This window comes from Streptomyces sp. NPDC003036 (genome assembly GCF_040611175.1).
Lineage (GTDB): Bacteria > Actinomycetota > Actinomycetes > Streptomycetales > Streptomycetaceae > Streptomyces.
Map to the genome: position 1 here is coordinate 1 of NZ_JBEXNO010000077.1, position 10,730 is coordinate 10,730.

Below are 10,730 nucleotides of genomic sequence, written 5' to 3' on the forward strand. Positions count from 1 at the left end.
GGGGCCGGGGCTTGATGCCCCGGCCCCGCCCTTCACACGCTTCACGCGCCGCCCGCGCAGAGCGCCTCCTCAGTCCGTGGAGAGCGCCTGCAGCAGGTCGCCGACCTGCGGGTCCGGGAGGGCGCGGGCCACGTCGGCCTGGGCGACCATGCCGACCAGCCGGTGGTTGTCGATCACCGGGAGCCGGCGCACCTTGTGCTCGGACATCTTGCGCAGCACGAGCTGCACGTCGTCGTCGGCGTCCACGTACACGACCTCGCCCTGCGCGAGTTCACCCGCCGTGGTGGTGGACGGGTCCTTGCCCGCCCCGAGGCCCTTCACCACGATGTCGCGGTCGGTCAGCATGCCCTTGAGCTTGTCGTCGTCGCCGCAGATCGGCATCGCTCCGACCCCGAGCCGCTTCATCGTCTCGGCGGCCTTCAGGAGCGTGTCGCTCTCGCCGATGCACTCGACGCCCTTGGTCATCAGCTGACGTGCGGTTGTCATGTGTTTCGAGCTCCTTCACAGGTTCGCGTTCACAGTGCGATCATCAGGGCCATCGCGGCGAACAGCGCCGCCACGAGCACCACGATGAGCAGGATCATGACCAGCGGGGCCTTCGCCCAGCCGGTCGTCGGGTTGTGCGTCTCCCTCGGCCCGGCCTCGGACATGCTCGACTCCGCGGGCGGTGTCTCGCCGGGTGGAACGCCGCCACCGGGCTCGAGGCCCGGGGTGCGGTCCGGATCTGGGTCCGGGTTCGGGTTCGGGTGGGTCATGGAGTACGAGTGCGCAATCGCGGGCGTTTCATTCACGCTCCTCGACGTCCACCGTCTTCACCGGCCGGTTCCGTACGGGTCCTGCGCCGGTGGCTCGTGTCGCACCATGGGTAGCGGCGGCTGCGCCGGCAGGTGCACACCGCCACCATGAACCGGTCGGAGCACGCCGTGGTGCCGTCGGGCAGGCGGACCTCGACCGGCCCGTCCAGCAGCAGGGGTCCTTCGGGGTCGACGACGACGCGCCGGGGGTCACGTTCGCTGGGCACGGATCACCACCAGCTCCTCCTTGCGTTCACCGGGCGGGATGAGGCCGCGCTCCTCCAGCCATTCGGCGTGGTCGTCCATCACCGGTCCGAAGGGGATACGGGTGCGCAGGGTCACCCGCGTGCTCAGCCCCCGGTCACCCAGTTGCTCGAGCGTCGTGCCCACGCCGCTGAGCGCCGACTGCACCAGGAGCAGGACGCCCCCGTCCCGCAGCAGCCCGGGCACGCGCTCGCACAGCCGGTCCAGGACGGCGCGCCCGTCAGTCCCGGCGTTCCAGGAGCGCGCCGGGCCGTGTGCCGGACGCGGCGAGGCCACGTACGGCGGGTTCGCCAGGATGAGGTCGAAGGTCCGGCCCTCGACCGGTTCGGTGAGGTCGCCGTGGCGCACCTCGACGGGCAGGCCGCGACGCCGGGCGTTGTAGCGCGCGGCGAGCACGGCGCGCCAGGAGATGTCCACGGCGGTCACCCGCGCCGCTGTCCACTCGGCCGCCAGCAGCGCGAGCGCACCCGTTCCGGTGCCCACGTCGAGGATCTCGGCGTGGGCGGGGAGATGCAGGGTACGCAGTTCGCTGCGGGCGGCCTTCGCAAGCAGCTCCGTGTCCTCCTGGGGCTCGTACACGCCACGTGGTTTGAGTAGCCGCATGTGTAACGGGTACCTCAAAGATCTCCCGCGAAACGATCGGAACGGTGTGTATCGGAACGTGAGCAAGAAGACGATGTGTACGGCTGTGAGGAGTGAGCGATGACGTACGACCCCGCCTCCGGCTCCCTGTGGATGGAGTACGCCCCCGGCCCCGCCCGCCCGCCCCTGGACGGCTCCATCGAGACCGAGGTCGCGGTCGTCGGGGGTGGGATCGCGGGGCTGTGCACGGCCTGGGAGGTGGCCCGCGCCGGGCATCCGGTGGTGCTGCTGGAGGCCGACCGGATCGCGTCCGGGGTGACCGGCCACACCACGGCGAAGCTGTCGTCCCTGCACGGCCTCGCGTACGCCGGGATCCAGTCGGTGCACGGCGCGCGCGGGGCGCGGTTGTACGCGCATTCGCAGCAGATCGCGGTCGAACGGGTGGCGCAGGTGGCCGAGGAGCTGGGCATCGACTGCGATCTGGAGGCGCTGTCCGCGTACACGTACACCGAGGACCCCGCCATGGTCGGCAAGCTGCGCGAGGAGGCGGAGGCGGCGCGCGCGGCGGGTCTCGCCGCCTCGTACGAGACGGACGTGCCGCTGCCCTTCCCGGTGGCGGGCGCGGTCAAGGTCGAGAACCAGGCGCAGTTCCACCCGCGCAAGTACCTGCTGGCGCTCGCCGCCGACCTGGAGGTGCTGGGCGGGCGGATCTTCGAGCGGACCCGGGTGACGCGGCTCCAGGAGGGCTCGCCGTGCGAGCTGACCACGAGCAGCGGGCACACGGTCAAGGCCCGGGACGTCGTGGTCGCCACGCACTACCCGGTCTTCGACCGCGGGCTGCTGTTCACCCGGCTGGAGCCGAAGCGCGAGCTGGTGGTGGCCGGGCCGATCCCGGCGGAGCAGGACCCCGGCGGCATGTTCCTGACGCCGGAGGGCGGGACGCGTTCGGTGCGGACGGCGCCGTACGGCGACGGGCGGCGCATGCTGATCGTCACCGGCGAGAAGTTCACGCCCGGCACGGAGGAGGCGGGTGAGGTCGGTGAGCGGTACGAGAAGCTGGAGGCCTGGGCCCGCGAGCGGTTCCCGGGCGTGGAGCTCACGCACCGCTGGGCGACGCAGGACAACTTCACGACCGACCGGGTGCCGTACGTCGGGCGGCTGCACGCCGGCGCCCGGCACGCGTACGTGGCGACCGGTTTCGCCGGCTGGGGCATGAGCAACGGGGTGATGGCCGGCGATCTGCTGGCCTGCCGTATCCGGGGCCGCGAGCCGGCCTGGACGAGCCTGTACGACCCGGTGCGGCTGCATCCGGTGCGCGAGGCGCCCGCGATGCTGCGCCTCCAGGCGCAGGTCGGCAAGCACTTCATCGGCGACCGGCTGCCGGGCGCGCACGCCGACTCGACCGCCGACATCGCGCCGGGCGCCGGTGCGGTGGTGCGCGTCGGGGGGCAGCGGCTCGCGGTGCACCGGGACGCGTCGGGGGCGCTGCACGCGGTGTCGGCGCGCTGTACGCACCTGGGCTGCATCGTGCACTTCAACGACGAGGAGTGCGCCTGGGAGTGCCCGTGCCACGGTTCGCGCTTCGACGTCGACGGCAAGGTGATGCAGGGGCCCGCGCTGCGGCCGCTGGAGCAGTACGAGGTGGAGGAAGGCGCGGAGGGCGCGGAAGGCACCGAAGGCGCGGAGGAAGACGTGAAGGAGGACGGCGCATGACGCAGAGGCCCGCTCCCCTGCCCGAACCGCGCGGCCCGCTGTCGGCGGCCGTGCGGCGGGTGCTGCTGGGCGAGGCGGCGCCACCGCCGGACGCCGGCGCCGCGGGGGCCGACCCGTTCGGGGAGGACCTGCAGCTGGCGCTGTACCTGGCGTACGAACCGCACTACCGGGACCTCGAGGGCGTCTCGGGCGACCGGGAGTGGGACCCGGCGCTGCTGGGGCTGCGCCGGCCGATGGAGGAGGCGTTCCTGGCGGCGCTGCGCGAGGCGGTGCCCGGGGACGACGACGTGGACGGCGCCCTGGCGCCGCTGCTGGTGGAGCCGGTCGACGGGCACGGGGTCTCGCACCGGCTGATGGAGTCGGGCACCTGGGAGCTGATGCGGGAGTACCTGGTGCACCGCTCGCTGTACCAGCTCAAGGAGTCCGATCCACAGGCGTGGCTGATTCCGCGTCTGGAGGGGCAGGCCAAGGCGTCGCTGGTAGCGGTGGCGTTCGACGAATTCGGCGGCGGGCGCGGCGAACGGGTGCACGCGCGGCTGTACGCGGACCTGATGGAGGGCGCGGGGCTCGACCCGTCGTACGGGCGCTATCTGGACCTGGCCCCGGCGGCCACGCTGGCCGTGGTGAACGCGATGTCGCTGTTCGGGCTGCGCCGCTCGCTGCGGGGCGCGGCGGCCGGGAACTTCGCGGTCCTGGAGATCACCTCGCCGCCGGGGGCCCGGCGGATGGCGAAGGCGCTGGAGAGGCTGGGCGCCGAGGAGCGGTGCGTCCGCTTCTTCACCGAGCACATCGAGGCGGACGCGGTGCACGAGCAGGTGATGCGCCGAGACGTCCTGGGCGACCTGCTGGCCCGCGAGCCGGAGCTGGCGGCGGACGTCGCCTTCGGCATCCGCGCGACCGTGTGGCTGGACGACCGCTGGGACGAGCACGTGCTGGGGGCGTGGGACGCGGGCCGCACGTCCCTGCGCCACTCGCCGGCCGCCCTCCGGGCGGCGTGAGGGCGGCGTGAGGGCAGCGTGAGCGGCGGGCCGCCGGGGCGGACCCGGCGGCCCGCCCTTTTCAGGCGGTGACCAGCCGCTTCTCCAGCAGCGTCACCGCGTACGGGGCGCCTGTGCCGCCGTCCTTGGAGCGCTGTTCGCCCACCACCGTGTACCCGGCGTCCTCGTAGTAGCGGCGCAGCCGGGCGTTGCGGGCCAGGCAGTCGAGGCGGCACAGGGTCCGGCCGGCCTCGGCGATGCGGCGTTCGGCCTCGGCCTCGGCGAGCATGCGGAGGCCGGTGCCGGGCGGTGCGGTGCGGCGGTCGGTCATCAGGCGGTGGACGTACCCGGCGGTGGTGGCCTGCCGCCCCAGGCCGCCGGGTCGTCCAGGTTGTGGTACGTGAACGAGGCGTGGAGCGGTACGGAACCCTTGGCGTCGATCTCCCAGGGGTAGGGCAGGTCGATGACCGTGCGCACGCCGAGGGCGAGGAACCGCGCGCAGTCGTCGCCGTGCGCTTCGCCGTTCAGCTTGCCGAGGGAGTCGGAGCGGTAGAGCGTTCCCCCTCGCACCGCGCGGCCGTCTTCGGTCGTATAGCCGCCCAGGTCACGGAAGTTGTGCAGCCGCTCGAAAGGTAGGTGTCCGTCCACCGCGGCAGCGTACCCGCGCGTGCGGGACCGCGGCCGCGCCACCCGTGAGGGGTGCGGCCGCGGGGCCCGCGCGCCGGGGGCCGGGAGTCCGTGTGGTCAGGGGAGCAGTTCGTCGAGGGCGGCCTTGCCCTTCTCGGCCAGCCGGCGTTCGGCCCAGGCCATGTTCTTCGGGTTCACGTCACGCCCCGAGGCGAGGACCAGGTCCTCCGCGGTGAATTCGCCGCTCTCGGCGCCGCTGTGCAGCAGCTTGTCCGGCGTGACGCGCTCTCGCTGGGAGGTCGAATCGGGCTCAGCGTTCATGCCGCCTCCTTGTCCGTCCTGCAGTCATTGTCGTCGCCGGGTACCCCGAACGCATCCCCTACACCTGGGGCGCCGCCGCTCCGTCGGACACCTGGAACCCACCGTGTGCGACATCTTGACGCCGGCCCCTCGGACCCGGAGATTGGGAGCGCTCCCACGAGCCGTACGCCCATGCACCGCCACCCCCGTCCCCACTCCCCCGAGGAACGCAGCGTGTCGCATCAGCAGCCCCACCGAAAACGAACCGCCCGCCTCGCCGCCGCGCTCGCCGGGCTGCTGGCCGGAGCCCTGGTGGTCCCGGCCGGCGCGGCCGAACCGGCCGAGGACGTACCCGAGCTGATCAGCAACGGGGACTTCTCGAACGGAACCACCTCCTGGTGGTGGACCGCGGGCAGCCCGGCCGCCGTCGTGGACGGGCGCCTGTGCGCCGAGGTCCCGGCGGGCACGGCCAACCCCTGGGACGCGATCATCGGGCAGAACGCCCTCCCCCTCACCGCCGGAGAGGGGTACACGCTCAGCTACACGGCGACGGCGACGACACCCGTCACCATCCGCGCCAACGTCCAGATGGCGACCGAGCCGTGGACCACGGAGCTCGGCGCCGCGCAGCCCGTCGGCCCGACGGCCGCCCGCGTCACGCACACCTTCACGGCGAGCGCCGACCACACGGCCGCCCAGCTCGCCTTCCAGATCGGCGGCAGCGCGGCTGCGTACACCTTCTGCGTCGACGACGTCTCGCTGCGCGGCGGCACGCAGCCGCCCCCGTACGAACCGGACACCGGCTCCCCGGTCCGCGTCAACCAGGTGGGCTACCTGCCCCACGGCCCCAAGGGCGGCACGGTCGTCAGCGACGCCGCCGCACCGCTGCCGTGGACGCTCACCGACGCCCGCGGGGCGACCCGGGCGAGCGGCACGACCACGCCGGCCGGGGTGGACCCCACCTCGCGGCAGCACGTCCACACCTTCGACTTCAGCGCGGTGACCACCGCCGGTGAGGGCTACACCGTCACCGTCGCGGGAGAGCGGAGCGAGCCGTTCGCGATCGGTGACGGCCTGTACTCCTCGCTGGTCACCGACGCGCTCGCGTACTTCTACCACAACCGCAGCGGCATCGAGATCGACGCCGACATCGTCGGCGAGCAGTACGCCCGCCCCGCCGGGCACCTCAACGTGAGCCCCAACCAGGGCGACGACGACGTGCCGTGCCAGCCGGGCGTGTGCGACTACCGCCTCGACGCGGCGGGCGGCTGGTACGACGCCGGGGACCACGGCAAGTACGTCGTCAACGGCGGCATCTCCGTGGCCCAGTTGATGTCGGCGTACGAGCGGACTCTGACCGAGGAGAGCGCGGACGGGGCGCCGTTCGCGGACGGCAGGCTGCGGCTGCCCGAGCACGGCAACCGCGTCCCGGACATCCTCGACGAGGTCCGCTGGGAGATGGACTTCCTGATGCGGATGCAGGTCCCGGCGGGCGAGCCGCTGGCCGGCATGGTCCACCACAAGCTGCACGACAAGGCGTGGACCGGGCTGCCCACTCCCCCGCACACCGACCCGCAGCCGCGCGAGCTGCACCCGCCGACCACCGCGGCCACCCTCAACCTGGCCGCCACGGCCGCCCAGTGCGCCCGCCTCTTCGCCCGGTACGACGCGGCCTTCGCCACCCGCTGCCGCACGGCGGCGCTGACCGCGTGGAACGCCGCCAAGGCCCACCCGGACGTGCTGGCCGACCCGAACGACGGCACGGGCGGCGGCGCCTACCCCGACGACGACGTACGCGACGAGTTCTACTGGGCGGCGGCCGAGCTCTTCCTGACCACCGGCAAGGACGTCTACCGCCAGGAGGTGCTGCGCTCCCCGCTGCACGGCGACACCGACGCGGTCTTCCCGCGCGGCGGCATGTCGTGGGGCGCGGTGGCGGGCCTGGGCGCGCTGGACCTGGCCACCGTGCCGAACAAGCTGACCGCCACGCAGCGGAAGGCGGTACGGGCCATGGTGACGAAGGCGGCGGACGGTTACGCGGCCGACTCCGCGCGCACCGCGTACGGCCTGCCCTACGCGCCGCCGGACGGCCACTACGTGTGGGGCTCCAACAGCCAGGTGGCCAACAACATGGTGGTCCTCGCCACGGCCCACGACCTGACGGGCCGGACCGTCTACCGGGACGCCGTCCTGCGCGGCCTGGACTACCTGCTGGGGCGCAACCCGCTCAACCAGTCGTACGTCACCGGCTACGGCGAGCGGGACGCGCACAACCAGCACCACCGCTTCTGGGCCCACCAGCTCGACCCGTCCCTGCCGAATCCGGCGCCGGGCTCGCTGGCGGGGGGCCCGAACGACGCCATCCAGGACCCGGTCGCGCAGGCCAAACTGAAGGGCTGCGCCCCGGCGATGTGCTACATCGACGACATCGAGTCCTGGTCGACCAACGAGATCACCATCAACTGGAACGCCCCGCTCGCCTGGGTCGCCGCGTACGCCGACGGCCTCGGCGACGGCACGGCGCGCACACCGTAGGCGGATCAGCGCACGAGGGCGGCGGCCTCCTTCAGGGTGAGGTCGCCGCCCTCGGCGTGGGCGCGGGCGTACGCCGCCGCGTCGAGGACCGCGCGGAGCTCGGTCTCGGCGCGGTCCCTGACCTCCCTCTCGGCGTCGAGGGGGAGGTGGCGGAAGCCCGTACCGGAGGCGGCCGTGTCGTGCCGGTCGTACGCGCCGAGCAGCCGGGCGCCGTCGTACGGGTCGCCGTCGTGCGCCATCGCCCAGGCGGCGGTCGCGAACTGGGCGAGGATCATGTGCGGGGCGACCACATAGGCCAGGGTCTCCAGCAGGCGGACGGCTCGCGCGAGGTGGCGGCGGGCGGCCGCGTGGTCGCCGTCGAGGCAGTCCAGCCAGGCGTGCAGGCCGAGCAGCATGCCGGTGAACATCTCGGCCATGGAGGGGGTGAACTCCCCTTCGATGAGCCGGAGCTGGTGGCGGGCGAGGGGGACGCGCCCGGTGCGGCCGTAGTGCTGGGCCAGCAGCAGCCGCGCGGTGGAGACGGTCTCGACGCTGTACGTGCGTGCCGTCTCGGCGGCGTCGAGCAGCAGGCGTTCGGCGCTCTCGCGCTCGGCGGGGGTGGTGGCGAGGCGGAGCCGTACCGACGCGAGGCGGGCCTGGAAGACGGCCTGGCTGTGCGCCCCGACCCGCTCGGCGCTCGCCATGGCCCGCTCGAAGTCGCGGGCGGCCTCGGCGTACCGGCCGGCGCGCTCGTGGGCCTCGCCCCGCGCGGAGAGCGATTCGGAGGCGCCCCACAGGTCCCCGGCCGCCTGGAACCGGCCGAGGGCCTCGTCGGCGTCGGCGTACCCGTCCGGGGACAGTTTGGCGCGCATCAGCAGGGCGAAGCCGAGGTCCACGTCGTCGCCGTGCGCACGGCAGCACTCCACGACGGCCGCCATGGTGTCGGGGATGCCGCGGAACTCGCCGAGGAGCATGCGGACGAAGAACCACATGGCGCCGGGCTGGCGGCTGTTCTGCGGCAGACCGGGGCGGTAGGCCTCGGCGATGGCCTGCATATAGGCGCGGTTCTCCGGTTTCTCCAGGGCGGCGGTGCCCTGGCTGCCGTCGGAGGCGAAGACCAGCAGGCGCACGCCGCGCCGCGCCTCCCACAGGGTCTCCTCGTCCCACGGGGGCGGCGCCTCGGTGCAGCGGGCGGTCATCGGCACGGCCGGCCGTACGGGCGGCAGGAAGGGGTCGGGGCCGAGCGCGGCGACGGCCGCCGACCAGACGCGGGCGTCGCTCTGGTGGCCGCGCAGCTGCCAGAACCAGTTCAGGGAGAGGGCCAGGCACAGGCCTTCCTGCTCCTCGCCGAGCTCGACGGCGGTGCGCAGGGCGGCGCGGAGGTTGTCGTGCTCGGTCTCGAAGGTGTTCAGCCACTCCGTCTGGCGCGGACCGCGCAGCTCGCGGTCGCCGGTGCGGGCGAGTTCGCGGTGGGCGGTGAGGTGGCGGCGGGCGGTGGTCTCCCGCTCCCCCGCCTCGGCGAGGCGGGCGGCGGCGTAGTCGGCGACGGTCTCCAGGAGCCGGTAGCGCATGGTGCCGTCGGGCGCCGGGTCGGCGACGACGAGGGACTTGTCGACGAGGGAGGCGAGGCGTTCGAGGGTGTCGGGCTCGGCGCAGACCTCCTCGGCGAGGGGGAGCGAGCAGCCGCCGGAGAAGACGGCCAGGCGCCGCAGCACCACCCGTTCGACCGCGTCGAGCAGGTCCCAGGACCAGTCGACGACCGCGCGCAGGGTCTGCTGCCGGGGCAGTGCGGTGCGGCTGCCGCCGGTCAGGAGGCGGAAGCGGTCGTCGAGGCGGTCGGCGATCTGGCGGGGCGTCAGGGCGCGCAGGCGCGCGGCGGCCAGTTCGATGCCGAGGGGCAGGCCGTCGAGGCGCCGGCAGATCTCGGCGCAGGCGTCCGGGTCGTCCGACACGTCGAACCCGGGGCGGGCCGCCGCGCCCCGCTCGGCGAGCAGCCGCAGCGCCGCGTCCTCGGGCAGCGGCTCGACCGGCCGTACCGCTTCGCCGGGGACGCCGAGCGGCTCGCGGCTGGTGGCGAGCACGGTGACGCCGGGGCAGGCGGCCAGCAGGGTGTCGGCGAGGCGGGCGGCGGCGCCGATGACGTGCTCGCAGTTGTCGAGCACCAGCAGCAGGCGCCGCCGTCCGCAGTGCTCCAGGAGGTGGGCGAGCGGGTCGCGGGCGCGGCCGTCGGTGTTCCAGCGGAGCGGCTCGCGCGCGCCGAGGGCGGTGAGGACGGTCTCGACGACGGCGTCCTCGTCGCGCACGGGGGCAAGTTCGGCGATCCAGACGCCGTCGGGCCGGTCGGTGGTGTCGGCGGTGTCGGCGGTTTCGAGCGCCAGCCGGGTCTTGCCGACGCCGCCGGGGCCGAGGAGGGTGACCAGGCGGTGGCGGCGTACCGCCTCGGCGAGGGCGGCCAGTTCGGTGTCGCGGCCGATGAACGAGGTGAGGCGGGCGCGCAGGTTCCCGGGCGGCGCGGGCGGGCGCGGCGCGCGCCGGGAATCCGGGGCCTCAGCCGGCTTCGGCTCCTTGTCCGCCGCGAGCAGCTCCGCGTGCAGGGCCCGCAGCTCCGGGCCCGGCGCGGTGCCGAGGCGCGCGGCGAGCCCGGCCCGGACCTCCTCGTACGCCTGGAGCGCCTCGGCCGGGCGTCCGGCCGCGCGCAGCGCCCGGATCCGCAGGGCGGCCAGCGGCTCGTCCAACGGCCGGTCCGCGACGAGTTCGGTGAGGCCCGGCAGGGCGTCCTGCGGACGGCCGAGCGCGACCTCGGCGGCGAGGCGGGCCCGGCGCGCCTCGGTGTGCCGCAGCCGCGCCCGTACGGCGAGGGGGTCGCAGGAAACGAGGAACCCGTCCGGTGTTGTACTGGTAGTGCGCGTACGACAGCGGGTCCAGATAGGAGTTGTGGTTGACCGCGGTGATGAATCCG

At 74.1% G+C, this 10,730-nt stretch carries 9 protein-coding genes and 2 pseudogenes; 3 read left to right on the forward strand and 8 right to left on the reverse strand.

Going from position 1 to position 10,730, the window contains the following annotated elements; all coding sequences use genetic code 11:
- Positions 1-69: 69 nt before the first annotated feature.
- The 4 genes from ABZX67_RS32675 to ABZX67_RS32690 are packed head-to-tail and all read right to left on the reverse strand — an operon-like array spanning position 70 to position 1,637.
- On the reverse strand, positions 70-486 hold the full coding sequence (locus tag ABZX67_RS32675) for a CBS domain-containing protein (protein WP_355368236.1): 417 nt from the start codon (positions 484-486) through the stop codon (positions 70-72).
- A 29-nt stretch (positions 487-515) separates the two neighbouring features.
- On the reverse strand, positions 516-755 hold the full coding sequence (locus tag ABZX67_RS32680) for a DUF6480 family protein (RefSeq protein ID WP_355368239.1): 240 nt from the start codon (positions 753-755) through the stop codon (positions 516-518).
- Positions 756-787: 32 nt separating this feature from the next.
- Positions 788-1,021, reverse strand: coding sequence for a CDGSH iron-sulfur domain-containing protein (locus ABZX67_RS32685; RefSeq protein WP_355368242.1), 234 nt, complete (start codon positions 1,019-1,021; stop codon positions 788-790).
- Positions 1,005-1,637 (reverse strand): HemK2/MTQ2 family protein methyltransferase, encoded by a 633-nt coding sequence (locus ABZX67_RS32690; protein WP_355368245.1) that lies wholly within the window; start codon positions 1,635-1,637, stop codon positions 1,005-1,007. The genes ABZX67_RS32685 and ABZX67_RS32690 overlap by 17 nt, the downstream gene beginning before the upstream one ends.
- Before the next feature lie 123 nt (positions 1,638-1,760).
- On the opposite strand from ABZX67_RS32690, the gene ABZX67_RS32695 reads away from it, so the two are divergent.
- Both ABZX67_RS32695 and ABZX67_RS32700 read left to right on the forward strand, forming a co-directional pair.
- Entirely contained in the window at positions 1,761-3,353 is a 1,593-nt protein-coding gene (locus tag ABZX67_RS32695) for an FAD-dependent oxidoreductase (protein ID WP_355368248.1), read from the forward strand.
- Complete coding sequence (locus tag ABZX67_RS32700; protein WP_355368251.1) at positions 3,350-4,351, forward strand: iron-containing redox enzyme family protein; 1,002 nt, start codon at positions 3,350-3,352, stop codon at positions 4,349-4,351. Before ABZX67_RS32695 ends, ABZX67_RS32700 begins: the two co-directional genes overlap by 4 nt.
- A 61-nt stretch (positions 4,352-4,412) precedes the next feature.
- Here the strand turns inward: ABZX67_RS32700 and ABZX67_RS32705 are convergent.
- Positions 4,413-4,978 (reverse strand): annotated as a pseudogene (locus tag ABZX67_RS32705) (tyrosine-protein phosphatase).
- A gap of 96 nt (positions 4,979-5,074) precedes the next feature.
- On the reverse strand, positions 5,075-5,278 hold the full coding sequence (locus ABZX67_RS32710) for a hypothetical protein (RefSeq protein ID WP_355368254.1): 204 nt from the start codon (positions 5,276-5,278) through the stop codon (positions 5,075-5,077).
- Positions 5,279-5,491: 213 nt separating this feature from the next.
- Between ABZX67_RS32710 and ABZX67_RS32715 the strand changes: the two genes are divergently transcribed.
- Positions 5,492-7,792, forward strand: coding sequence for a glycoside hydrolase family 9 protein (locus ABZX67_RS32715; protein ID WP_355368257.1), 2,301 nt, complete (start codon positions 5,492-5,494; stop codon positions 7,790-7,792).
- Between the two features lie 5 nt (positions 7,793-7,797).
- Here ABZX67_RS32715 and ABZX67_RS32720 read toward each other — a convergent pair whose 3' ends face one another.
- Together ABZX67_RS32720 and ABZX67_RS32725 are read right to left on the reverse strand one after the other, a co-directional pair.
- Positions 7,798-10,611, reverse strand: a complete 2,814-nt coding sequence (locus ABZX67_RS32720; RefSeq protein WP_355368260.1) for a BTAD domain-containing putative transcriptional regulator — start codon at positions 10,609-10,611, stop codon at positions 7,798-7,800.
- A gap of 25 nt (positions 10,612-10,636) precedes the next feature.
- Positions 10,637-10,730: pseudogene (locus tag ABZX67_RS32725) on the reverse strand (1-acyl-sn-glycerol-3-phosphate acyltransferase); the annotation flags it as partial.

Excerpts from the sequence above, each read along its gene's own strand:
- ABZX67_RS32700 (WP_355368251.1), top strand. The coding sequence starts at position 3,350 with ATGACGCAGAGGCCCGCTCCCCTGCCCGAACCGCGCGGCCCGCTGTCG.
- ABZX67_RS32695 (WP_355368248.1), top strand. The coding sequence starts at position 1,761 with ATGACGTACGACCCCGCCTCCGGCTCCCTGTGGATGGAGTACGCCCCC.
- ABZX67_RS32680 (WP_355368239.1), bottom strand. The coding sequence starts at position 755 with ATGACCCACCCGAACCCGAACCCGGACCCAGATCCGGACCGCACCCCG.
- ABZX67_RS32675 (WP_355368236.1), bottom strand. The coding sequence starts at position 486 with ATGACAACCGCACGTCAGCTGATGACCAAGGGCGTCGAGTGCATCGGC.
- ABZX67_RS32710 (WP_355368254.1), bottom strand. The coding sequence starts at position 5,278 with ATGAACGCTGAGCCCGATTCGACCTCCCAGCGAGAGCGCGTCACGCCG.